Raw genomic sequence first — 20,217 nt, 5'->3', positions numbered from 1 at the left:
TCCGCCGTTCGTCCAAAGCTCGGCACTTGCAATACTTTGCCATCTCTCATGTACAAGCACGGACATCCCGCGCATCAGAACGGAGAGCCAGCATGGACATTGACGAGAATGCCCCTGGAAACATATCTCAGCAGGTCGTAACGGGCGGCACTGATAACGAAACAGGCCATGATCCTAAGGGGAATGAACCTGAGGTTCCGCTGCCTGCGGACGACGAAGCGCCTGTCGATGAAGAAATGGCAGATGTGGATACCAACAATTCGGCGTCAGGTGACCATCCCGACCCCCAATGATTACTTCTAGTTAATGAGCCCGGCCAATGCGCCGGGTTTTTCATTTGCGCCGCTCGTCAACTCGAATGCACGCTGCCTATGCGCAAACCTCAAATCTGTACGGCCCGGAAAATCTGGACCTCTGTTGTGAGGTGCGCATGTCTACCGATTCGAGCTTCCAAGACAAGAAGATGCAAGGTACTGTCCCTTCCAAGCCTGAGCCAGGTACAGATGAGCCGACGCTGGATCCTGAAGACCCTGGAAAATTCGATCCTCTGGCGCGCCCGGATGTTTTAAAGAAGGAGCGTCTAGGAGATTGGGAGGACCCAGCTAACAAGGACCTGCCAGAGGCGGATGAAGATACACCACCATCTGACGACAGGCGATAAGTAGAAAAGCCCGGCCATTGAGTCGGGTTTTTTATTGCTTATGATTCGCACTCGTCGGCAACTGCATAATCCCATTGAACCCTTTTCCGGCAGCTATCTCCCAGTTGTATGCCCATATCGCGCGGCAAAGGGAGACATCATGAACGAGAAGACGATTCAACAGAGTGGCGGAGATCCCGAAGACGAAGTGGTTACTGATATCCCTGACAGAAACGATAAAGCGGATGACCCGGATACCGACCCGCAACTGAACGATGACGGCGACGAGAATGAAAGATCTCCCGGCGTGCCGGCAAGTGATCCAGAGTCGGGAGCTTGATCAGTTTTTTTAGTTTTCTATTAGCCCGCTTAGCGCGGGCTTTTTTATGTCTTGAATTCACCCGCAGCCAGGGCGGCCTCACTGAAGGTCTGGACATCGATAGCCGGACAGTGCGACGTACGGAATCAACACCGGCAGCCCGCGCACCCCGACCTCACAATGCTATCGGGGTGGCGCGAGACTGGATCCGCGAGATCGATGTAATAGGGCGTCGACGCAGTGAAAGTCTTTGGAGGACAGGAGGGGAAAGACCCTCACATATTCAGGCCGCCTCGACAGACACCGTAAGGCGTTTGCCGAGAGCAGCCAGGGCTTTCTCAATCGCTTCCATCTTTGAGGTGTGCAGGAAGTCGACCAGGCGATCGCCTTGGGTCTGAGCAAGGCCAAGAAGGCGGCACAGGTCGGCCTTGCGCATATCCCGCGCCATCATCTCGTTCCACAGAACGATCTTCGCCACTGTCACTGCTGGTAGCCGAACAACATGCTGACCTGGCTCAGGCTGAGACGCTGGTGGGATTGATCGGCGCTGATCGACATAGATGGAGAGGGCGGTCTCGATGCCGTCCACAGACTCACGCAGTGCATCGGCGACATCGTCCCCGGCACTGTTGAACTCTGGGAGATCCGGCGCAGTCACTGCAACCCCTGGGTTTTCATCTTCGTGAATGATCACGGGATAGTCGTACATGGTGCAGCCCTCTCTTCTGGCGAGATGATCTAAGCGAGTGAGCTGGGGCTCATTCAAGCCCCAACTGTTTGATGATTCCTTTGCGGGTTGGCTCTTTCATTTCCTTTGAGCCGTGATCTGCAAAGACCGTTTGCTTGCCGTTGTAGTAGATCTTGAAGTGGCTACCGCCTTTGCCTGCTTCGAAGATCACCCCTCGGGCCTTCAACCATCGTCTGAACTCGCTGTATTTCATCACCTCGCCTCGTTGTTTGGATGAGTCCAGCATACCAATATTTTGTGGTAGTACAACGTTTTTGTGGTATTTGTTTTAGCGCTATTCAGGGCCTCAGCATTTGCTGGGGGTTCTTCGTTTTGGGCTACGCCCAAGCCAACGCGGGCCATTTTTATACATGGAGTGACGATGGATCCTACTGACCTCGGACCAGGCACAGCTACCTGGCTGGGCGGTAGCGCCACCGTCATCCTCGGCGGCCTGCTCTGGTTGCGAAAATTCTTGTCGAAGGATGCAACTGACCGGGCGATGGATAACGCCGATATCGGTACGCTCCGCCGGCTGAACGAATTGCTGAACCAAGAGCGAGCCGCCCGTAAAGAAGCCGAGGCCCGCGCTGATCAGTTCGCGAAAGAGCGCAACGATCTGGCTGCCGCTGTCGGTCGCATGGAAGGAAAGATCGAAGCGCTGACCAGTCAGGTCGCCCAGCTCACTGAACGTGTGACCCTGCAAAGCGACGAGATCACCCGCCTGCGCACCAAGTTGGGAGGAATCGCCTGATGGACAGATGCGCATTGGAATTCATTGCACGACGCTGGTGGCGCCGGACTGAGGTCTGGGCCATTGCGATTGTATTGGTCGGTGGTGGCGCAGTGCTCGGCTACCAGGCCGGTTACTGGTCACTCGCCGACAAACAGAACAAACAGGTCGAGGATATCCGCCGCGCATATGACACCGCCATGACCGAGCGGGACATGCGACTGGACGAACTAACCCGCAAGACTGGCTCCGCCGCCGATAAGGCATCGAAGGCCGCGACTACCGCAACGCAGGCTGCCGACAAAGTCAGCGAGGCAGTAGAGAGGCAGAGTCCATGATGGTCATTCTTCGGATGGTTCCGGTCTGGATGTGGGTTGTCCTGGCGGGGCTGGCATCCATCGGCTATCTCTCATGGCGCCTGGATAGCGTTAAGGCTGATCGCGAGCTTGTAACGACTGAGCGCGACACGGCTAACGCCAAGGTGACGTCGCTCGGCAACACGCTGCGTCTTCAACGCCAAATCACTGATGACATCAACCGAGTCTCCGACGATGCGAAAGCCAAGGCTGAACATGTTACGGCTGCCGTTGCTATTTCTGATGGCCGCGCTCGCAGCCTGCAGCAGCAAATTACCAACCTGCTTGCCTCCCGAAAGTCCTGTACTGCCGAGGTTGCCAGCGGAGGCAAGACAAGAAACGACCTTGCCGCTCTGCTCGCCGACCTGCGTAGAAGCGCTGACGAAAGAGCGGGAAGCCTGGCAGCAGCGCTTGACCGAAGCCGAATAGCTGGTTTTGCGTGTGAGGCGGCATATACGGCCGCCCAGAACATCAAGTAGTGCGCGACACGTTTCGCGAATCGGCAAATTGTGTCGCGACCTGCGACGAGGTAATCACCATGGACAATCAGCACAAGAAAATCACCGGTTACCGCGACCTGACTCAATCGGAAATTGACGGCATGAACTCCATCAAGGCTCTGGAAGCCGACGCCGGCGAGCTGTTCAAGCAGATCGGCCAGATAGAGGGTGTTGACCCACGCCTGCTGGCACTGGCCAAGACCAACCTGCAGCAGGGCTTCATGTGGTTCGTGCGCTCGATCGCCAAGCCCGCTGATCCATTCAGCTGATGAGAAACGTCACTCGCCTGCGCCACGCTCTACCCATGAGCCCAGACATCAACAAGGCCGTCACCGATCTGGATAGCGCCATCGCCAAGGCAGTAGGCGCTGCCAAGGATGCTGGTCTTCCTCAAGGTCTGGTCGTATCTCTCTTGCACGGGCATGCCCAAGTGCAGACCAACATCATGGTGAGCTGAACTGTTCAATACTCTGGATTGATCTGTCAGTACCAGCTACTTTGAGATTTCACGCAAGGAGTTCGGACATGGCAGATAAATATGTTGGAAAAATAGTTGGGGTTGGCACGGATAACATGGACTACGTGATTAACATCTATCAGGACGAGACCGTTGAGCGCTCGCCAAACGGCATGGTTCGACATGAAGGCCTGAAGCATTTCGAAATGCAATTTGGTGGTGCCGTGAATAAGATTTCCGAAACTGAGTACGAGATTGTGGCTACGGGGATGAGGGTCACTGTGCATGATGGTCAACGCTAAGAGGGTCGGCTTTTCATGCGAGCACTTGGATTAGGGGGCGCATGGCAGGCCAGATTAATCACTGAGCATGCATGTCGTTCAGACGCTTGCACTCTTTGTATGCGGTATCTTCATCGTCGTACGGTTCTCCGAAGTAATCTCCCGTTCGCGTATCCGCTATCCGAAAGCAAACTGCCAACAGAGAGCGGGTCTAAAGGTTCGCCGGGGCGCCTACCTTGAACCTCTGCGTTCATCCTTGGCTTGCGCGGAACTGCATAATTTTCCGGCATAGCTCTGTCTCCAGCATTGAGTTAACTCCTGCCAGTGCTAGCAAGGCGCCATCATTTCAAGCGCAAGGTGACCCATGGATAGGCCGTACCCTCCATTGTCACTGCTTGAGCTGTCCGAGCTATCCGACTTCGGCATCCGCCTGACTCCAGCCCCTGAAGTGTGGGAATGGCTCCAAGCCGAGATCCTTGTCGACACCGGCAGCATTCACAACGAAGACCATGCCCATCTGTTGGATGCAGACATCCGCGTCATGTGGGCGTCCTCACACTTCGAGAAGCAGGGGCGGACAGTTCTTGGCCAGGCCGAACAAGTAGCTTTCCGCACTGGCGGTTGGCAGAAGGCCCGGATGGAACAACAGATGCGTGATTGGTTCGGCGATGTGCCGGCTTTCATCATCACTCTGGCTGCTGACTACTGCTCTCAGTGCAGCGACACCGACTTCTGTGCCTTGGTTGAGCATGAGCTGTATCACCTGGCTCACGCCAAAGACAAATACGGTCAGCCAGCCTTCACCAAGGAAGGCGCACCCAAGATCGAGATGCGCGGCCACGACGTCGAAGAGTTTGTCGGAGTGGTCCGTCGCTACGGTGCGAGCCCTGACGTTCAGGCGTTGGTGGATGCTGCAAACAAACCTGCCGAGGTAGGGAAATTGAACATATCGAGGGCCTGCGGAACCTGTCTGCTCAAGTCGGCCTGATTTTTGACAGGCATTAGACGGAATCCCACATATGGCAGCGCTGAATAGTGAGGTGAAAGGCTTCATCGTTCAGGCGTTGGCGTGCTTTAACACACCGTCGCAGGTGGTAGAAGCCGTCAAACAAGAATTTGGCATCGAGATATCCCGTCAGCTTTGCGAATCGCACGACCCGACCAAGCGTTCAGGAGTCAATCTGGCGAAGAAGTGGGTGACTCTGTTTCACGACACCCGCAAGCGTTTCCGCGAAGAGACAGCAGAAATCCCGATCGCTAACAGGGCTTATCGACTCCGGACGCTCGGGCGCATGGCTGAGAAAGCCGAGAACATGCGAAACATGGCGCTGACTGCTCAGTTGTTGGAGCAGGCGGCCAAGGAAGTAGGTGACATCTACGTCAACCGCAATCGGAAGGACGAGCCTGACGACGAGCCAGCAATCCCGACTCGCATTCAGGTCGATGTAGTAGATGCGAGGAAGCCGAATGCCGAGCCTTAATGTTCCGCAGGCTCACTTCCTCACGCTGCCTCACAAATTCCGCGCATTCGTTGCAGGGTTCGGTTCAGGCAAGACCTGGGTGGGATGCTCGGCGCTGTGCAAACACTTCATGGAGTGGCCCGGCGTGAACGCTGGCTACTTCGCCCCGACTTACCCACAGATCCGGGACATCTTCTATCCGACAGTGGAAGAGGTGGCCCATGACTGGGGGCTGAAGACCAAGATCAACCAGGCGAACCATGAGGTTCACATCTACAGCGGCCGCCAGTATCGCGGCACTGTGATTTGCCGGTCGATGGAGAAGCCGCAGACGATTGTCGGCTTCAAGATCGGCCATGCCCTGGTGGATGAGTTGGACGTGCTGACGTCAATCAAGGCGCAGCAGGCCTGGCGCAAGATCATTGCCCGGATGCGTTACAACCTGCCTGGGCTGAAGAACGGCGTCGACGTGACCACTACGCCGGAGGGCTTCAAGTTCGTCTTCCTGCAGTTCGTGAAGCAACTGCGCGATAAGCCGAAGCTGAATGAGATGTACGGCCTAGTCCAGGCCAGTACGTTCGACAACGAGCTCAACCTGCCTGATGACTACATCGAATCACTGATGGAGTCGTACCCGCCGCAACTGATCCTCGCGTATCTCAACGGCCAGTTCGTCAACCTGACATCTGGATCGATCTACCACACATATGACCGCAAGCTGAACAGCTGCTTCGACACCGTTCAGTCGGGTGAACCCCTGTTCATCGGCATGGATTTCAACGTCGGCAAGATGGCTGCGGTCACTCACGTCAAGCGCGAGGGATTGCCCAGGGCGGTCGACGAGTTGATAGATGGCTACGACACGCCGGACATGATTCGACGCATCAAGGAGCGCTACTGGCGCTTCGACGGGAACGATTACATCAAGGATCGCGAGATCAGGATCTACCCGGACGCATCAGGCGACTCACGAAAGTCGGTCAACGCCAGCGTCACCGATATTGCCATGCTTAAGCAGGCAGGCTTCGCAGTCATCGCGCCTGCAGCCAACCCGCCAGTGAAAGACCGGATCAATGCCATGAACGCCATGTTCTGCAACGCGCAGGGCGAGCGACGCTACCTGGTCAACCCATTCACATGCCCGACGTATGCCGACGGCCTTGAACAGCAGATCTGGGCGCCCAACGGCGAGCCGGACAAGAGCCAAGGCAATGACCACGCCAACGACGGCGGCGGTTACTTCATCCACCGTGAGTACCCGATCGTTAAGCCGGTCACCACCATCAAAATGGGATACGCCCGATGAGCAACGACGTTTCTTTCAAGCGGCCCGAGTACATCGAAGTACTGGATCGCTGGGCGTCAGTGCGCGACGTGTGTGCCGGCCAGCATCAAGTTGTATGCCGATTGCCCGAGCTGAATGCTCACGACAAGTCGGAAGAGAACAAGGGCCGCAACAAGTCATACCGCGAACGCGCTGTGTTCAAGAACGCAACCGGTCACACGCGCAACGGCTTGCTCGGCCTGGCATTCCATAAAGACCCGACCCTGCAAGTGCCAAAGCAGCTCGAATACCTTCAGGACAATGCCAACGGCTCGGGCGTGAGCATCTACCAGCAGTCTCAGGGCTCACTGGAAAAGGTGCTCGAGGCTGGACGGCATGGCCTTTATGTCGACTACCACCAGGACGCAGCGGCAGGCGGCCATGCGGTAATCCTCACCTACTGCGCAGAGGACATCATCAACTGGCGCACTGGCATGGTCGGCGGTCACAACGTCCTGATCATGGTCGTACTGCGCGAGTGCCCTGAAATCGAAGACGGCTTCGGCTTCAAGACGATTGAGCAGTATCGAGAGCTTGCGCTGGATGACGACGGCTTCATCTGTCGCGTTTGGCGCAGAAGCGGCCCGAGAGGCGGCGGCCCCCTTGAGGTTTTCTCCGAGTTCAAGCCGGACGGCGTCAAAGGCCGGATAAAGGAGATCCCGTTCACGTTCATCGGCGCACAGAACAACGACCCCAGCATTGATGAGTCGCCGCTGTACGACATCGCCATGATCAACCTCGGTCACTACCGCAATAGTGCTGACTACGAAGATAGCGTGTTCTGGTGCGGCCAGGCACAGCCTTGGATTTCAGGGCTTGATGAGCAGTGGCGCGACCACTTGGAAGGGAACGGCATTTATGTCGGATCGCGGGCGCCGATGATGCTGCCAGCAGGTGGATCATTTGGGTACGCCCAGCCTTTGCCGAACACGCTCGTCAAAGAGGCGATGGACGACAAGAACCAGATGATGATCGAGTTGGGGGCTCGCATGGTTGTTGCGTCCCTGGCTGCCAAGACGGCTACCGAGTCGCGGGGCGATCAATCGGCATCGACTTCGGTCCTTGCTGGATGCGTTGCCAACGTAAGCGAGGCCTACACCCGGGCGATCATGTGGTGCTGCGATTACCTGGGGATTGCCAACGACAAAGTGTCGTACGTGATCAATCAGGATTTCGTCGAGCTGACGGCTGATCCGCAGATGATCACCGCCCTGGTCGGTCTCTGGCAGAACGGCGGCTTCGCGAAAGCGGACCTGCGCGTCTACCTGCGCAAGCTTGGGCTGATTGCTCCAGAGCGGACTGACGCCCAGATCGACGGCGAACTGCAGGAGCAGACCGACAACCTGGGTCTGGACGACGAGGTACCAACAAATGGCGGCCAATCAGGCAATCCTTGATGCCACGATCCGGCACGCAGTCTTCCTCGAAAAGCTGAAAGCGGGCGAGGTCGGCAAGTTCGCTCCGTTCCTCAAGGAGATCGATCGCTCGATCCGTGACCGACTCACCCAGTCTGATTTGACCGAGTACAACGTCAAGCGACTGGAAGCGCTGCTGAAGGAAGTCGACAGCTTGCTGCTGGGGATCTTCGACCGCTACAGCATTCAGCTGAATCTCGACCTGGTCGACATCGCGAACTACGAAGCAGAGTTTGAAGCAACCAGCTTGACCAGATCCGTACCGGTCGGCGTGTCGTTCGATGCCGTCATGCCGACGGCGGCGGCCATCAGGACCGCGGTGCTGACGAATCCGCTCAGCGTGCGCGGCACTGGTGGCGGAAAGCTGCTCAAGTCCTTCATCAAGGGATGGACAACGGCAGAGCGGGATCGCGTCACCGGAACCATTCGGCAGGGCTTCTTCGAAGGTCAGACGAACTTCCAGATCATTCGCAACATCCGTGGCACAAAGGCTGCCGGCTACAGCGACGGCATCCTGGCTACGACCAACCGCAACGCCAGTACGGTGGTGCATACCGCCATTCAGCATGTGTCATCCCAGGCGCGGATGGAGGTGGCCAAGGCCAACATCGATGTGGTGACCCAGATTGAAATGGTCGCCACCCTGGACAGCAAGACCAGCCAAACCTGCAGGTCGATGGATAAGCGTCGGTTCCCAGTCGATTCAGGACCGCGCCCACCATTCCATCCGAACTGCCGGACGACTTTCATCCTGCTCACTAAGCTGAGCGAGATGTTCGCCAAGGGTGCTACGCGTGCTTCGGTTGGCGCAGATGGTGGCGCACAGGTCAGTGCTAGCCTCGACTATTACCACTGGCTACAGCAACAGCCTGCATCGTTCCAGGACGTGGCCATCGGTCCTGTCCGGGCAAAGTTGTTTCGCGAGGGCGGCCTGAGTGTTCAGCGATTCACGGAGCTGCAGCTTGATCGCAACTTCTCGCCCATCAACCTTGCATCCATGCGGACTCTGGAGCCTCTGGCCTTCGAGCGAGCGGGAATCTGACGAAAAGCATTCATATCACCGCCTACGGGCGGTTTTTTATTGCCTGCAAAGCGGGCAGACCAAACCCAAGGGGTGCATCAAGTGGCAGACGAAAACGAAATCGACCTGGAAAACCCGGCAATCAAGGCCGCTATCGCGTCCGCCGCCGAAGCATCCGTTACCGGGCTGAGCAACAAAAACAAGGAACTGCTGGGAAAGCTGAAGGATGCCACCGGCCGCATCACTCAGTTCGAAAGCCAGTTCGAAGGCCTGAACATCGATGCAGTGAAGAGCCTGCTGGCCAAGGCCGGGCAGGACGAAGAAACCAAGCTGCTGACCGAAGGCAAGATCGACGAGGTCTTCGGCAAGCGCACGGAGCGCCTGCGCGGTGACTTCGAAAAACAACTGGCAGGCGAGAAAGCTCGTGCGGACAAGTCCGACGCCTTCGCCAGCAAGTTCCGAGACAAGGTGCTCGGTGACTCTATCCGCGCTGCCGCACTCAAGGCTGGTGCGCTGCCTGAGGCGACGGACGATCTGATCCTTCGCGCCAAAGGCCAGTTTTCGCTGAATGAAGAAGGCGAAGCAGTCGCTGTCGACAAAGATGGCCAGGCCATCCTCGGCAAAGACGGCAAAACCCCACTGTCTCCTCTGGAGTGGGCTGAATCCTTGCGTGAAAGCGCACCTCATCTGTGGCCAAGGGCTTCAGGGACCAATGCCCCGGGCGGGGGTGGCGGTAATGCCGCATTGAAGCGCTCCGAAATGTCCTCCGTTCAGAAACGTGAATTCCTCACGAAGAACGGGCAGGACGCATACCTGAAATTGCCCAAATAACGGAGTAACACATGGCGACTACCGTCAACTCGGACATGATCGTTTATAACGACCTTGCCCAAACCGCCTATCTGGAGCGCATCCAGGACGTCATCGACGTATTCAACGGCTCGTCCGGCGGCGCAATCGTGCTGGACAACGAACTGATTGAAGGCGACCTGCGCAAGCGTGCTTTCTACAAGCTCGGCGGCGCGATCGCTCACCGTGATGTGAACTCGGTCGCGGCCGTCGTCGGTCAAAAGATCGGCGCAGGCGAAGTGGTCGGCGTTAAGGTGCCGTTCAAATACGGCCCTTACGAAACTACCGAAGAAGCGTTCAAGCGCCGCGCTCGCTCCCCGGAAGAGTTTTCCGAGCTGGTCGGCATGGATTACGCCGACGCGGTGCTGGAAGGCTACATCCAGTACGCCATGGCCGCCCTGAAGGCAGCTATCGGTGCGAACGCCAACATGGTCGCGGCTGCCAGCTTTGCCACTGACGGCAAGAAGGCGCTGACCAAAGGCATGCGCAAGTTCGGTGATCGCTTCGGCCGCATTGCGATGTGGACCATGGACTCGGCGACCTATTTCGATATGGTCGACCAAGCCATCACCGACAAGATCTACGAAGAAGCGGGCGTCGTGATCTACGGCGGCCAGCCAGGCACCATGGGCAAGCCGGTACTGGTGTCCGACACCATTCCAGCCGACACCATCTTCGGTCTGCAGGCGGGCGCGATCAAAATCACCGAGTCCCAAGCTCCGGGGTTCCGGTCGTACCCGATCAACAACCAGGAAAACTTGGCGATGGGCTTCCGCGCCGAGGGTACTTTCAACCTTGACCTGCTCGGCTACAGCTGGGCTGACGCGGTTGGCGGCATCAACCCAAGCCTGGCAGCTATCGGCACCGGTGCGAACTGGACCAAGTACGCGACCAGCGACAAGGTTACCGCCGGCGTACTGATCAATCTGACCTAACGGTCAATCCGAAATCCGGCAGCTCAGCGATGGGCTGCCTTGGAGGAACGCATGGAACTGACTTATTCTGCGCAGAGTACGGACTTCGATCCGGACAAGCGCTACCGAAATCCCGAATACTTCGACCGGCCAGAATCGGGCGTGACCAAGGTCACCCTGGTAGGCGAGTGGCCTGCGGTGGCTGATGCTTACAAGGCCGCCGACGTCGAAGTGGTCGAGACCAAGGCGCCAAAGGAAAAGAAATCTGCCAAGCCCGAAACCAAAGAGCTTGCGGGTGCTGGGTCTGAACGACTGACCGATACGGAGTAACACATGCTCATCATCGAGGACGGCACCGGCAAGACAGACGCCGAGAGCTACGCGAGCGCCGCGGACCTGGTCATGTACGCCGGCAAGTTCGGCGTGATCATCCCTGCGGACGCGCCTGCGCAAGAGGCATTGCTTCGCCGGTCCGCCTTGGCGATGGATGGCATGACCTGGAAGGGCCGCAAGACGGATGGCGAGCAGGCGCTGTCCTGGCCGCGCCGCGGGGTTGAGCTGGACTGCCAGATCAAGCCCGACAACTACCTTCCTGCGCGGATCCAGTACGGCCAGATGGCTTTGGCCGCCGAGATCTACACCGACGACATTGACCCGATCGACAAACGCAAAGGCGCTGTGACGCTGGAGCGTGTCGAGGGTGCGGTGACTCGCGAGTACGCGACGATATCCAACACCAGCGGCCGACTGCTGCCGGCGGCGCCGGATCGGCCGAGCGCTACTCAGTTTGCGGACTATTTGCAGCGGCGCGGGTTACTTGCAGTGAGGGCTTGAGCGGATGTAGTCTCGTTTCTCCCCGAATAGTGGAGTGGCACTATGGCTACGGAAAACCGATCTGTTTCAAAGCTTAAAATGCAAGACCAGAAGGATGCGTGGGACACGTACGCCTCTGCAGCGCTCTCGGTGCTACTGGCAAACGGCTTTACGGGTGCCGTGGCAACGGGCCTAGCTGCTGAGTACGCAACTAACCTGCTAGCGGAGCGCAATAAGCTATTCCTTCCGAAGCCGGGCGTTGCCAAAAGTGATCAACTGAAGCTGTAATCGAGCCCCGCGAACTGCGGGGCTTATCACATCTGGAGCCCCTCATGGCCTTCTACGACGAAATGGCCGTGATGGCTCTCGACATGATCACGGAGTTCGGCCAACCCGTGACCATCCAGGACATCAAAGTCGGCGAGTACGACCCTGAGACCGGATCAACACCACCAGATACTGTCATTGAGCAAGCCGCTCAAGGCATTCTGGTCGACTTCACCGGCCAAGAGTTCCAAACCAACAGCCTGATCAGGCGGGGCGACAAGAAGCTCAAGATCGCCGCTCAGAGTCTTGAGTGGGCGCCGGGGCTGCTGAATAAGGTCATCGCCCAAGGCCGCACCTGGTCAATCGTCCCTCCGCTGAAAGAGATCAATCCCGCCGGCACGCCGATTCTGTATGAGCTGCAGGTGCGGTCATGAGCCGCGCCGTGGCAGGTCAGACTGGCAGCTTCGCCCTGAGCCTGGTCGAGTTCGCAGCCCAGGCCACTGAAGCCATCGACGCGAGCCTTCGCGAGATCATCATCGAACTCGGCAGTAGCGTTATCCGTATGTCGCCAGTGGGCAACCCTGAAATCTGGGCGGCGAACGTCACTCACCGCCAAGCGACCACCCGGGCCGCCGATGACTACGATTTCAAGGTCGCCATTCGCAACACAGTCATCAACCTGACCGATACCAACTTCACCAAGTCTGGCAAGCTCAAGCGCGGCGTGAAGTACGCCAAGCCGCTGACCAAGACCGAGCGCGACCAGAACTTCAATGTGAACGGGCTGGTCGCTGGCAAGGACTACGTAGGTGGCAGGTTCCGGGCCAACTGGCACCTATCGCTGGACACCATTGAAAGCGTCACGTTTGACGAGGTTGATCCGAGTGGACAAGAGACGATCGCCGCGTTGGTATCAGCAGTCAGCGACTTCACCGCAGGGCAAGTTGCCTACCTCATCAACAACCTGCCGTACGCTATCCCGCTGGAGTTCGGGCATTCGACCCAAGCGCCCGGCGGCATGGTCCGCATCACTGTGGCCCGCTTCCAGCAGATCGTCGATGAAGCCATCAGGAACAACCAGATATGAGCCACAAGATCATCCGGTCCTTGCTCGAGGCGCGTCTCTTGGACTGGTCGAAGACGAAAGCCCCAGTCCTGCGCATCTCCTACCAGAACGTGAGCTTCACGCCGGCGGCAAACGAGACCTTCATTCGAGCGTTCACGCTCCCGGCCGGTACCGCCAGCAATGACCTTGCTGGCGAGCATCGGCTCTATACCGGCGTGTTTCAGATCACGATAGTGACGCCTGTTGGCACAGGTCCCGGCGCCGCAGAGACGCTGGCCGACGAACTTGCCGCGCTGTATCCCCTAAACGATCGGCTGACCAAGACTGGATTCACCGTCCAGGTGATGACCCCGGTAGAGCCTGGGCCAGAGCAGCAAGAAGACACCGCATTCGCTTTGCCGGTCTCGTTCCAGTACCGAGCCGACACCTTCTAACTCGCCCGCTGGGCAACCCCTGAACCCGCCATTGAGCGGGTTTTGTCATTTCTGCAAAGAGGAAAAACCCATGGCTGGCATTCAAATGCCTAACGGCGCGACATTCGAAATTGCTTCTGCCTACGGCGCTGCGATCCCCTTCACCCTGCTGACCAATGCGAATCCGGCCATTGCTACGGCGGTGGCACACGGCTTGGCCGAGGGAGACATCATCGCAGTCAGTTCCGGGTGGACCCGACTGGATGGTCGAGCGGTTCAGGTGGGCGAAATCGCCAGCGGCACCTTCGCACTTGGTGGCATCAAAACCACGAATGTTCAGCAGTATCCTGCTGGCTCTGGCGTTGGATCGGTGCGCGAAGTCACTTCCTTCGCCGAGATTTCGCAGATTACAGGTCTGAATTCGGCCGGTGGTGATCAGCAGTTTTTCACCTTCGGTTTTTTGGCTGACGACGATGATCGGCAGATGCCTACCACCAAAAACCCTATCACTCTCACCATCACGGTCGCAGATGATCCGTCCAAGCCATACGTAGATGTCTGCGAAGCGGCTGATGAGGACAAGCAGGTTCGAGTCCTGCGCCTCAACCTCCCGGGCGGCAGCTCCATTGTCTATAACGGGTATGTTTCGATTACTTCGACACCGACCATGGACCGGAACAGCCTGATGGCCCGGACCATCAGTATCGCCCTGACCGGTCGCCCAACTCGCTACGCGGCAGCGGTGTAACCCATGGCCAAGTTCTCAATCGCTCCAAAGCCGACGTTCACAGTCGACGTGGCCATCCCTCAAGTCGGCGATAAGCCGGCCAACGTGCCGCTCACCTTCAAATACCGAGATCGCACCGCGCTGGCCGAGCTCTTCGACTCCTGGAAGGAAAAGGCAGAGGCGCTGGGCGAGCGCTTCAAGGGCATTGAGCCAACGCTCGCGGAAATCACCGCGGCAGAGGTGGAGCAGGGTGTCGACCAGATCAAGGACCTGGTTGTTTCCTGGGGTTTTGGCGACAAGCTCGGCGATGAGTCGATAACCGCCCTTGTGAAGAGTTGCGTCGGTGTATCGGAAGCGGTGGTGAAGGCTTACAGCGACGCCTTCGGTAAGGCTCGCCTGGGAAACTGACCGCGGCGGCTCGCGCTCTGTATGAGCCCGGGCCGTCGGACTCCGATCTGGCCGCGTTCGGCTTGTCGCGTGCAGATATACCCGATGCCGCAATCGAGGTATGGGCAGACAACTGGAGCGCCTTTCTCGTCATGGACTCGATGGGAACCCAGTGGCGCGCCGGATCCTACGGCGCTACCGGCCTCGACTATGGCGTGCTGCCCTTAGTGATGCGCCTTCTCAGCATTCCGGCAAAAGACCGCCCCCAGATATTCCGTGACGTGCAGTTGATGGAGGCGGAAGCCCTCAGCGTCATGGCGGAGGCGCGCGCAAACAGCCCGTGAGAGCGGGCACTTATTCAAGGTGAGTCGATGAACATTGCAGAACTCGGCATTAAAGTCGACTCGGCTGATGCTGCCCAGGCTGCAACCGATCTCGATAAGCTAACCAAGGCTGGCGATCGGGCTGAGCAGTCTGCCTTTGGCCTGATGAAGGAAATGGAGGCGCTTGAGAAGTCGCTCTCCACCGGCGCCAAGACCACACAGGAGCTGGCGAAACAGCGCGAGAATCTGACGAAGCTGACCAAGACCGGCGCCTACGGTGAGGCGGAGTTCACCAAGATCACCGCGCAGCTCGATAAGCAGCAGGCCGCACTGGTCAAGTCCAACCTGGATGAACAGAAAGCACTCAACAGCCTGCTCGGCGCGCTTGACCCGGCCCGAGCATCGATGGCCAAGCTGGACAAGCAGGTCGAGGACCTGGGTAGGCATCTGGACGCCGGCCGCATTAGTCAGGACCAGTACAACTCGGCACTGAGTAAGATCGACGGCAACTACGCGGCACTGGAGAAGACTGCTACCGGCTTCGACAAGCTGCGGCTCGGCACCCGCCAGGCGCAGGAGAACGTCGTTCAACTGGGTAATGCTCTATCCTCTGGCGACTGGGGCAGTGGCGTTCGCGCTGTTACTCAGTTGGGTGCAGGCGCTGGTGCGTCGGCTACCGGGCTGCTCGCGATCCTTGGACCGATTGCCCTAGCCACTGCTGCCGTCGGTGCGCTTGGAGTGGCCTATTACAAAGGCAGCGTAGAGCAGGATGCCTACAGCAAGTCCCTGGTACTCACCGGCAACTTTGCAGGCGTGAGCGCCGGACAGCTTGGCGACATGGCGCGCCAGGTGAGCGCAACTGTCGGGACCACCGGTGCCGCCGCTGAGGTGCTAGCAACCCTGGCTGGCAATGGCAAGATCGCCGGCGAGAGCTTTGCAGGCATCACACTGGCCGCGGTTTCCATGAAGGAAGTCACGGGCAAGGCAGTCAGCGAGACGGTTGCCGAGTTCTCGAAGCTGGCGGATGACCCGGTCAAGGCGTCGGCAGCGCTGAACGAGCAGTACCACTACCTGACAGCCTCGGTGTACGCCCAGATCGTCGCGCTCGAGGAACAGGGCGACCACGCTGGAGCGGTGAAGCTTGCGACCGAGCAGTACGCCGACGCGATCAATGAGCGCACGCCGAAGATCCTGGAGAACCTGAGTTTTTGGGAGAAGGGCTATAATGCAGTTGCGCGCGCCGCGGACAGCCTCAAGAATATCGGGCGCCAGGACATCGGCGCCGACATCGAACAGGCTCGATTGGATCTGGCTAAGGCCCAGTCGGGGGATGTTGGCGCATTCCAGAACAAGCAGGAGATGATTGACTTCTACACCAACCGGCTGAACATGCTGGAGGATCAGAAGGCGGCCGAAGCTGACATAGCCAAATACGAAGGCGAGCAGGCAAAGGCACAGCAGTCTGCAGTGACCGCCATGAGCAAGGTCGACACGCTGACCAAATCGTCACTGACCAACGAGCAGAAGCGCGCCGAGGCGATCAAGGACTACAAGGAAAGCCTGGACGATATCCGGAAGGTCAGCCCGAACGACTCCAGGCTTGACCCAGCAGTGGTCGCCAAGAACATGGCTAACCTCAATGACAAGTTCAAGGATCCGAAAGGATCTGCGGGCAACGTCAATCTGACCGGCTTCAACGATGCGAAGAACGTCCTCGCAGAGACCCTGGCCTACTACCAAAACGCCGACAAGGAACTCGAAGCCTCCCAGCGTGCCGGGGTTATCTCCCAGGCCAGCTTCACGGAACAGCGGGTTAGCCTGTTGAAACAGCAGTCGGACGAGATTGCTCAAGGCTATGAGGCTGAAATCTCGGCGCTTGAGGCAGCCAAAACCAAGAAGGGCGCGAGTGCTGCGCAAATCATCCAGATCGACCAGAAGATCGCCGACGCACGCACGGCAATGGTCAAGGCTCAGCAGGACACAGACAGCCAGCTCTCGATCATCGCCACCAATGAAGACGGTCGACTGCGTAAGCAGACTCTGGCCGTTCAGACCTACACCAGCGCCCTACAGCAGCAAGTCGACACTCTGCGTCAGCAGGGCATGCGCGCTGCATCAGGACTTGGGCAGGGTGACCGGCAGCGCGGCCTGACGGACCAGCAGAACGCCATCGACGATCGCTTCAACTCGCAGAAGCTGGACCTGGCCAACCAGTACGGCGATGGCTCGCGCGGGATGAGTCTCGACGAGTACACCGCCAAGCTGGGCGCCCTCAAAGCCACCCAGCAGGATCTGCACGACACGACGCTCAGCAACTACGACCAGATGACGGCAGCCCAAGGTGACTGGAGCTCAGGCGCTTCTTCGGCCTGGCAGAACTACCTGGAGTCGGCGCGGGATGCGGCCGGGCAGACCAAAAGCCTGTTCAGCAACGCCTTCGGCTCGATGGAAGACGCGGTCGTCAACTTCGCCATGACGGGGAAGGGGTCGTTCGCTGATTTCACGAAGTCGATCCTGGCCGATATGGCGAGGATTGCCGCGCGCCAGGCCAGTTCAGCCTTACTGAGCAGCTTGGTTGGTGCTGCGACCAGCTATTTCGCGGGCGGCAGTGGTAATGGATTGCCTGCTGGCTCTGCCGGTGCGGCCTCGTCGAATGCCGGGGCAACCCAGGCGGGATACTCCTCGACATATTTTCCGCAGGCCGACGGCGGTGCTTGGAGCTCGGGCGTGCAGATGTTTGCCGATGGCGGTGCGTTCACAAACAGCATTGTCAGTAAGCCAACGGCTTTTGGTATGGCTAACGGCAAAACCGGGGTAATGGGCGAGGCGGGGGAAGAGGCAATCATGCCTCTCACCCGGACTGCCAATGGCAAGCTTGGCGTTATGGCGATGGGTGGCGGAGGTGGCGGCACAAGCATCAGCCTCAGCATGCCGATCACGGTGATTACCGATGAGGAATCGGGCCGGCCGGATGGTGCAGAGCTCGACACTGAACTGCTCCAGCGAAATATGGCAGAGCGGATGCGCTCCGTCGCCAAAGAGGAAATCGCCAAGTCTTGGCGCCAGGGCGGAGCAAGCCACCGACAAGTGAAGGGATGATCTATGGCACTTGAAACATTTACCTGGCAGATCGAGAAGGGCGCCGCTGGCGATATCACCCAGCGGGCGCGCTCCAAGCAGTTTGGCGACGGTTACAGCCAGACTGTTTCGGATGGCATCAACAGCAAGCAACAATCCTGGCCTTATAGCCACACCGGGGCCAAGGATCGGATCAAGGACATCATTGCCTTCCTCGATCGCCACAAGGGTGCGAAGGGGTTCCTCTGGACGCCTCCGCTTGGCGAGCTCGGCCTGTACAAATGCAACGGCTATAAGCCAACCCATAAGGGCGGCAATGTCTACACCCTGACCGCCACCTTCGAACAAACCTTCGCCCCCTAAGGAAAACCCTGATGGCATTAATCGCGGACATCCAGAAACTGGAGCCCGGCGGGGAAGTGCGGCTGTTCGAGATTGACGGTAGCGAGTACGGCGCCGACATCCTGCGCTTCCATGCCCACGCAATCCCGCACACACCCACTGAGTTACTGGCTTACGAGGGGTCGGAGGAAGAGCTTCCAGCCAAATCAATCTGGTGGCAGGGCAACGAATACGCGGCCTGGCCGGTGCAAATTGAAGGTATTGCCGCCGACAGTAACGGCACCGCGACACGACCAGTGTTCAGTGCTGGCAACGTCAGCGGGCGAATCACCGCCCTGTGCCTGGCCTTCGAGGATCTGCTGAAGTTTCAGCTGACGGTTCGCGAGACCCTGGCCCAGTACCTGGATGAGGTGAACTTCCCCGACGGCAACCCGACCGCTGACCCGACTCAGGAAGCGCTGGAAATCTGGTACATCGACCAGAAGACCGGCGAAGACGGTGAGGCTGTGCAGTGGGAGCTGTCCTCCCCGGGCGAGATCGACAATCACGGACTGCCTGGCCGCCAGATGACGACCTTCTGCCACTGGGCAATGACTGGTGGTTACCGCGGCCCGAACTGCGGTTACACCGGTTCAGCCATGTTTGACGACGACGATGCCCCAACTGGTGATCCGAGCATGGACGAGTGCAAGGGCGGGCTGAAGTCCTGCAAGTTGCGCTTCGGCGAGAACAACGAACTCAACCACGGCGGGTTCCCAGCCGTCTCCCTGATTGCCCGGAGTTGACCATGCGCAAGTACATCCTGAGCGCGATGCACGCGCACGCGGCGGCCGAGTACCCGAAAGAGGCCTGCGGCCTGCTACTGGCTATCGGGCGGAAGCAGCAGTACTTTCCGTGCCGTAACACTTCGACCGAGCCGAGCGAAGAGTTCCGGATTGATCCGGAGGACTACGCCGCAGCGGAAGACGTAGGCGATGTCATCGGCATCTTTCATTCGCATCCTGACGCCACTAGCCGGCCGTCACCGCGGGACCTGGCCATGTGCGAGGCGACGGCATTGCCATGGCACATCCTCAGCTGGCCCGAGGCGGACCTCAGGACGGTCGTACCTACCGGCGACACGCCGCTGCTGAGGCGACCATTCGTGCACGGCGCCTGGGACTGCTGGCAGGTCTGCGCGGATTGGTACAAGCGTCAATGGGGGCTGGAGTTCGAGGCCTTCCAGCGCGCCGATGGCTGGTGGGAGAGCGCTGACAACGCCAGTCTGTACGAGGCCAACTACGAGGCCGCCGGTTTTGTGAAGGTCGATCAGCCACAGCGAGGCGACATGATCGTCATGGCTGTCGGCCGGACGGCTCACCCGAACCATGCAGGGATCTACCTTGGTACAGATCCGGCACTGCCGGGCGAAGAGTCGGATACGTTCGGCCCCGGGCCTTTCCTATTGCACCATCTATATGGGCGCCCATCGGAGGTCATCGTCTTTGGCGGTCCATGGCTGGATAGGGCGCGCCTGGTTCTCAGGCACAAAGATGCACAACCAACCACATGATGCGGCATGGCCGCAGGAGACGGGTATGAGCCAGCCATTCGAAGTAACTCAAGATGGGCAGGTGCGCATTGTCGATGCAGAAATTGATGACAATGCGCAGAAGCTACTACTGTGGTTCAGTGAGCAGATTCAAGACTCCAGGCTTATTCCTTCGGTTGTGCAGCCTTTATCTGCTCAATGATTTTCAGCGCACCATCAATTGGTGCCCTATAGAACCCAAGCAGATCGCCAGACAAGCCCGTTGCGGAACCTT

General features: G+C 58.6%; 32 protein-coding genes. 30 read left to right on the top strand and 2 right to left on the bottom strand.

Features of this window, described 5'->3' with window-relative positions; genetic code table 11:
- Nucleotides 1–92: 92 nt before the first annotated feature.
- The 3 genes from ACA064_RS19735 to ACA064_RS19725 all read left to right on the top strand — a co-directional run bounded on the left by ACA064_RS19735 (nucleotide 93) and on the right by ACA064_RS19725 (nucleotide 980).
- The gene (locus ACA064_RS19735; RefSeq protein WP_497669619.1) at nucleotides 93–293 is read left to right on the top strand and encodes a hypothetical protein; all 201 of its coding nucleotides are present in this window, start codon (nucleotides 93–95) and stop codon (nucleotides 291–293) included.
- Nucleotides 294–319: 26 nt separating this feature from the next.
- On the top strand, nucleotides 320–661 hold the full coding sequence (locus ACA064_RS19730) for a hypothetical protein (protein WP_497669618.1): 342 nt from the start codon (nucleotides 320–322) through the stop codon (nucleotides 659–661).
- Between the two features lie 139 nt (nucleotides 662–800).
- Nucleotides 801–980 (top strand): hypothetical protein, encoded by a 180-nt coding sequence (locus ACA064_RS19725; protein WP_497669617.1) that lies wholly within the window; start codon nucleotides 801–803, stop codon nucleotides 978–980.
- 262 nt (nucleotides 981–1,242) lie between these two features.
- On the opposite strand, the gene ACA064_RS19720 is transcribed toward ACA064_RS19725, so the two are convergent.
- Entirely contained in the window at nucleotides 1,243–1,668 is a 426-nt protein-coding gene (locus ACA064_RS19720; RefSeq protein WP_497669616.1) for a type II toxin-antitoxin system HicB family antitoxin, read from the bottom strand.
- Between the two features lie 49 nt (nucleotides 1,669–1,717).
- The gene (locus ACA064_RS19715) at nucleotides 1,718–1,900 is read right to left on the bottom strand and encodes a type II toxin-antitoxin system HicA family toxin (protein ID WP_085637950.1); all 183 of its coding nucleotides are present in this window, start codon (nucleotides 1,898–1,900) and stop codon (nucleotides 1,718–1,720) included.
- A gap of 168 nt (nucleotides 1,901–2,068) precedes the next feature.
- Here ACA064_RS19715 and ACA064_RS19710 point away from each other — a divergent pair, with 168 nt between their 5' ends.
- The 27 genes from ACA064_RS19710 to ACA064_RS19580 all read left to right on the top strand — a co-directional run bounded on the left by ACA064_RS19710 (nucleotide 2,069) and on the right by ACA064_RS19580 (nucleotide 20,145).
- Nucleotides 2,069–2,440 carry a chemotaxis protein gene (locus ACA064_RS19710; RefSeq protein WP_497669615.1) on the top strand — a complete coding sequence of 124 codons (372 nt, stop codon included), beginning with the start codon at nucleotides 2,069–2,071 and terminating at the stop codon, nucleotides 2,438–2,440.
- Nucleotides 2,440–2,757 carry a hypothetical protein gene (locus ACA064_RS19705; protein WP_497669614.1) on the top strand — a complete coding sequence of 106 codons (318 nt, stop codon included), beginning with the start codon at nucleotides 2,440–2,442 and terminating at the stop codon, nucleotides 2,755–2,757. Before ACA064_RS19710 ends, ACA064_RS19705 begins: the two co-directional genes overlap by 1 nt.
- Nucleotides 2,754–3,254 (top strand): DUF2514 family protein, encoded by a 501-nt coding sequence (locus ACA064_RS19700; protein WP_497669613.1) that lies wholly within the window; start codon nucleotides 2,754–2,756, stop codon nucleotides 3,252–3,254. Before ACA064_RS19705 ends, ACA064_RS19700 begins: the two co-directional genes overlap by 4 nt.
- Nucleotides 3,255–3,313: 59 nt before the next feature.
- Nucleotides 3,314–3,544 (top strand): Acb2/Tad1 domain-containing protein, encoded by a 231-nt coding sequence (locus tag ACA064_RS19695; protein WP_004573849.1) that lies wholly within the window; start codon nucleotides 3,314–3,316, stop codon nucleotides 3,542–3,544.
- On the top strand, nucleotides 3,544–3,732 hold the full coding sequence (locus ACA064_RS19690; protein ID WP_497669612.1) for a hypothetical protein: 189 nt from the start codon (nucleotides 3,544–3,546) through the stop codon (nucleotides 3,730–3,732). The genes ACA064_RS19695 and ACA064_RS19690 overlap by 1 nt, the downstream gene beginning before the upstream one ends.
- A 68-nt stretch (nucleotides 3,733–3,800) precedes the next feature.
- Complete coding sequence (locus ACA064_RS19685; RefSeq protein WP_497669611.1) at nucleotides 3,801–4,034, top strand: hypothetical protein; 234 nt, start codon at nucleotides 3,801–3,803, stop codon at nucleotides 4,032–4,034.
- A 343-nt stretch (nucleotides 4,035–4,377) separates the two neighbouring features.
- Nucleotides 4,378–5,001, top strand: coding sequence for a putative metallopeptidase (locus ACA064_RS19680; RefSeq protein WP_497669610.1), 624 nt, complete (start codon nucleotides 4,378–4,380; stop codon nucleotides 4,999–5,001).
- Between the two features lie 31 nt (nucleotides 5,002–5,032).
- Nucleotides 5,033–5,494 carry a DUF2280 domain-containing protein gene (locus tag ACA064_RS19675; protein WP_497669609.1) on the top strand — a complete coding sequence of 154 codons (462 nt, stop codon included), beginning with the start codon at nucleotides 5,033–5,035 and terminating at the stop codon, nucleotides 5,492–5,494.
- Nucleotides 5,481–6,779, top strand: a complete 1,299-nt coding sequence (locus tag ACA064_RS19670; RefSeq protein ID WP_497669608.1) for a terminase large subunit domain-containing protein — start codon at nucleotides 5,481–5,483, stop codon at nucleotides 6,777–6,779. Before ACA064_RS19675 ends, ACA064_RS19670 begins: the two co-directional genes overlap by 14 nt.
- Entirely contained in the window at nucleotides 6,776–8,194 is a 1,419-nt protein-coding gene (locus ACA064_RS19665; RefSeq protein ID WP_497669607.1) for a DUF4055 domain-containing protein, read from the top strand. The genes ACA064_RS19670 and ACA064_RS19665 overlap by 4 nt, the downstream gene beginning before the upstream one ends.
- Complete coding sequence (locus ACA064_RS19660; RefSeq protein WP_497669606.1) at nucleotides 8,169–9,254, top strand: minor capsid protein; 1,086 nt, start codon at nucleotides 8,169–8,171, stop codon at nucleotides 9,252–9,254. The genes ACA064_RS19665 and ACA064_RS19660 overlap by 26 nt, the downstream gene beginning before the upstream one ends.
- A gap of 81 nt (nucleotides 9,255–9,335) precedes the next feature.
- Entirely contained in the window at nucleotides 9,336–10,064 is a 729-nt protein-coding gene (locus tag ACA064_RS19655; protein WP_497669605.1) for a hypothetical protein, read from the top strand.
- Nucleotides 10,065–10,075: 11 nt separating this feature from the next.
- Nucleotides 10,076–11,017, top strand: coding sequence for a major capsid protein (locus ACA064_RS19650; protein ID WP_083333948.1), 942 nt, complete (start codon nucleotides 10,076–10,078; stop codon nucleotides 11,015–11,017).
- Between the two features lie 51 nt (nucleotides 11,018–11,068).
- The gene (locus ACA064_RS19645) at nucleotides 11,069–11,326 is read left to right on the top strand and encodes a hypothetical protein (RefSeq protein ID WP_497669604.1); all 258 of its coding nucleotides are present in this window, start codon (nucleotides 11,069–11,071) and stop codon (nucleotides 11,324–11,326) included.
- A gap of 3 nt (nucleotides 11,327–11,329) precedes the next feature.
- Nucleotides 11,330–11,830, top strand: a complete 501-nt coding sequence (locus tag ACA064_RS19640) for a DnaT-like ssDNA-binding protein (protein WP_497669603.1) — start codon at nucleotides 11,330–11,332, stop codon at nucleotides 11,828–11,830.
- A gap of 42 nt (nucleotides 11,831–11,872) precedes the next feature.
- Nucleotides 11,873–12,097, top strand: a complete 225-nt coding sequence (locus tag ACA064_RS19635; RefSeq protein ID WP_497669602.1) for a hypothetical protein — start codon at nucleotides 11,873–11,875, stop codon at nucleotides 12,095–12,097.
- 44 nt (nucleotides 12,098–12,141) lie between these two features.
- Entirely contained in the window at nucleotides 12,142–12,510 is a 369-nt protein-coding gene (locus ACA064_RS19630; protein WP_497669601.1) for a hypothetical protein, read from the top strand.
- Nucleotides 12,507–13,163, top strand: a complete 657-nt coding sequence (locus ACA064_RS19625) for a hypothetical protein (RefSeq protein ID WP_497669600.1) — start codon at nucleotides 12,507–12,509, stop codon at nucleotides 13,161–13,163. The genes ACA064_RS19630 and ACA064_RS19625 overlap by 4 nt, the downstream gene beginning before the upstream one ends.
- A complete protein-coding gene (locus tag ACA064_RS19620; protein WP_497669599.1) occupies nucleotides 13,160–13,576 on the top strand; it encodes a phage tail terminator-like protein in 417 nt (138 codons plus the stop codon). Before ACA064_RS19625 ends, ACA064_RS19620 begins: the two co-directional genes overlap by 4 nt.
- A 70-nt stretch (nucleotides 13,577–13,646) precedes the next feature.
- Entirely contained in the window at nucleotides 13,647–14,303 is a 657-nt protein-coding gene (locus tag ACA064_RS19615; RefSeq protein ID WP_497669598.1) for a phage tail protein, read from the top strand.
- 3 nt (nucleotides 14,304–14,306) lie between these two features.
- Nucleotides 14,307–14,690 (top strand): phage tail assembly chaperone, encoded by a 384-nt coding sequence (locus tag ACA064_RS19610; protein WP_497669597.1) that lies wholly within the window; start codon nucleotides 14,307–14,309, stop codon nucleotides 14,688–14,690.
- 62 nt (nucleotides 14,691–14,752) lie between these two features.
- Nucleotides 14,753–15,013: a DUF1799 domain-containing protein gene (locus ACA064_RS19605; protein ID WP_497669596.1), complete on the top strand. Its 261-nt coding sequence runs from the start codon at nucleotides 14,753–14,755 to the stop codon at nucleotides 15,011–15,013.
- Nucleotides 15,014–15,040: 27 nt separating this feature from the next.
- A complete protein-coding gene (locus ACA064_RS19600) occupies nucleotides 15,041–18,091 on the top strand; it encodes a phage tail tape measure protein (protein WP_497669595.1) in 3,051 nt (1,016 codons plus the stop codon).
- A gap of 3 nt (nucleotides 18,092–18,094) precedes the next feature.
- On the top strand, nucleotides 18,095–18,433 hold the full coding sequence (locus tag ACA064_RS19595) for a phage tail protein (protein WP_497669594.1): 339 nt from the start codon (nucleotides 18,095–18,097) through the stop codon (nucleotides 18,431–18,433).
- 11 nt (nucleotides 18,434–18,444) lie between these two features.
- Nucleotides 18,445–19,197 (top strand): phage minor tail protein L, encoded by a 753-nt coding sequence (locus ACA064_RS19590; RefSeq protein WP_497669593.1) that lies wholly within the window; start codon nucleotides 18,445–18,447, stop codon nucleotides 19,195–19,197.
- Between the two features lie 2 nt (nucleotides 19,198–19,199).
- Nucleotides 19,200–19,964 (top strand): C40 family peptidase, encoded by a 765-nt coding sequence (locus ACA064_RS19585; protein WP_497669592.1) that lies wholly within the window; start codon nucleotides 19,200–19,202, stop codon nucleotides 19,962–19,964.
- Nucleotides 19,965–19,989: 25 nt separating this feature from the next.
- Nucleotides 19,990–20,145 carry a hypothetical protein gene (locus ACA064_RS19580; protein WP_497669591.1) on the top strand — a complete coding sequence of 52 codons (156 nt, stop codon included), beginning with the start codon at nucleotides 19,990–19,992 and terminating at the stop codon, nucleotides 20,143–20,145.
- Nucleotides 20,146–20,217: the final 72 nt, after the last annotated feature.

This window comes from Pseudomonas sp. LBUM1658, assembly GCF_059716055.1.
This window is presented reverse-complemented; position numbering and strand designations above follow the sequence as displayed.

What these genes read in the sequence shown, in the direction of transcription:
- ACA064_RS19735 (WP_497669619.1), top strand. Translation starts at nt 93, where the DNA reads ATGGACATTGACGAGAATGCCCCTGGAAACATATCTCAGCAGGTCGTA.
- ACA064_RS19730 (WP_497669618.1), top strand. Translation starts at nt 320, where the DNA reads ATGCGCCGGGTTTTTCATTTGCGCCGCTCGTCAACTCGAATGCACGCT.
- ACA064_RS19725 (WP_497669617.1), top strand. Translation starts at nt 801, where the DNA reads ATGAACGAGAAGACGATTCAACAGAGTGGCGGAGATCCCGAAGACGAA.
- ACA064_RS19720 (WP_497669616.1), bottom strand. Translation starts at nt 1,668, where the DNA reads ATGTACGACTATCCCGTGATCATTCACGAAGATGAAAACCCAGGGGTT.
- ACA064_RS19715 (WP_085637950.1), bottom strand. Translation starts at nt 1,900, where the DNA reads ATGAAATACAGCGAGTTCAGACGATGGTTGAAGGCCCGAGGGGTGATC.
- ACA064_RS19710 (WP_497669615.1), top strand. Translation starts at nt 2,069, where the DNA reads ATGGATCCTACTGACCTCGGACCAGGCACAGCTACCTGGCTGGGCGGT.
- ACA064_RS19705 (WP_497669614.1), top strand. Translation starts at nt 2,440, where the DNA reads ATGGACAGATGCGCATTGGAATTCATTGCACGACGCTGGTGGCGCCGG.
- ACA064_RS19700 (WP_497669613.1), top strand. Translation starts at nt 2,754, where the DNA reads ATGATGGTCATTCTTCGGATGGTTCCGGTCTGGATGTGGGTTGTCCTG.
- ACA064_RS19695 (WP_004573849.1), top strand. Translation starts at nt 3,314, where the DNA reads ATGGACAATCAGCACAAGAAAATCACCGGTTACCGCGACCTGACTCAA.
- ACA064_RS19690 (WP_497669612.1), top strand. Translation starts at nt 3,544, where the DNA reads ATGAGAAACGTCACTCGCCTGCGCCACGCTCTACCCATGAGCCCAGAC.
- ACA064_RS19685 (WP_497669611.1), top strand. Translation starts at nt 3,801, where the DNA reads ATGGCAGATAAATATGTTGGAAAAATAGTTGGGGTTGGCACGGATAAC.
- ACA064_RS19680 (WP_497669610.1), top strand. Translation starts at nt 4,378, where the DNA reads ATGGATAGGCCGTACCCTCCATTGTCACTGCTTGAGCTGTCCGAGCTA.
- ACA064_RS19675 (WP_497669609.1), top strand. Translation starts at nt 5,033, where the DNA reads ATGGCAGCGCTGAATAGTGAGGTGAAAGGCTTCATCGTTCAGGCGTTG.
- ACA064_RS19670 (WP_497669608.1), top strand. Translation starts at nt 5,481, where the DNA reads ATGCCGAGCCTTAATGTTCCGCAGGCTCACTTCCTCACGCTGCCTCAC.
- ACA064_RS19665 (WP_497669607.1), top strand. Translation starts at nt 6,776, where the DNA reads ATGAGCAACGACGTTTCTTTCAAGCGGCCCGAGTACATCGAAGTACTG.
- ACA064_RS19660 (WP_497669606.1), top strand. Translation starts at nt 8,169, where the DNA reads ATGGCGGCCAATCAGGCAATCCTTGATGCCACGATCCGGCACGCAGTC.
- ACA064_RS19650 (WP_083333948.1), top strand. Translation starts at nt 10,076, where the DNA reads ATGGCGACTACCGTCAACTCGGACATGATCGTTTATAACGACCTTGCC.
- ACA064_RS19645 (WP_497669604.1), top strand. Translation starts at nt 11,069, where the DNA reads ATGGAACTGACTTATTCTGCGCAGAGTACGGACTTCGATCCGGACAAG.
- ACA064_RS19640 (WP_497669603.1), top strand. Translation starts at nt 11,330, where the DNA reads ATGCTCATCATCGAGGACGGCACCGGCAAGACAGACGCCGAGAGCTAC.
- ACA064_RS19635 (WP_497669602.1), top strand. Translation starts at nt 11,873, where the DNA reads ATGGCTACGGAAAACCGATCTGTTTCAAAGCTTAAAATGCAAGACCAG.
- ACA064_RS19630 (WP_497669601.1), top strand. Translation starts at nt 12,142, where the DNA reads ATGGCCTTCTACGACGAAATGGCCGTGATGGCTCTCGACATGATCACG.
- ACA064_RS19625 (WP_497669600.1), top strand. Translation starts at nt 12,507, where the DNA reads ATGAGCCGCGCCGTGGCAGGTCAGACTGGCAGCTTCGCCCTGAGCCTG.
- ACA064_RS19620 (WP_497669599.1), top strand. Translation starts at nt 13,160, where the DNA reads ATGAGCCACAAGATCATCCGGTCCTTGCTCGAGGCGCGTCTCTTGGAC.
- ACA064_RS19615 (WP_497669598.1), top strand. Translation starts at nt 13,647, where the DNA reads ATGGCTGGCATTCAAATGCCTAACGGCGCGACATTCGAAATTGCTTCT.
- ACA064_RS19610 (WP_497669597.1), top strand. Translation starts at nt 14,307, where the DNA reads ATGGCCAAGTTCTCAATCGCTCCAAAGCCGACGTTCACAGTCGACGTG.
- ACA064_RS19600 (WP_497669595.1), top strand. Translation starts at nt 15,041, where the DNA reads ATGAACATTGCAGAACTCGGCATTAAAGTCGACTCGGCTGATGCTGCC.
- ACA064_RS19595 (WP_497669594.1), top strand. Translation starts at nt 18,095, where the DNA reads ATGGCACTTGAAACATTTACCTGGCAGATCGAGAAGGGCGCCGCTGGC.
- ACA064_RS19590 (WP_497669593.1), top strand. Translation starts at nt 18,445, where the DNA reads ATGGCATTAATCGCGGACATCCAGAAACTGGAGCCCGGCGGGGAAGTG.
- ACA064_RS19585 (WP_497669592.1), top strand. Translation starts at nt 19,200, where the DNA reads ATGCGCAAGTACATCCTGAGCGCGATGCACGCGCACGCGGCGGCCGAG.
- ACA064_RS19580 (WP_497669591.1), top strand. Translation starts at nt 19,990, where the DNA reads ATGAGCCAGCCATTCGAAGTAACTCAAGATGGGCAGGTGCGCATTGTC.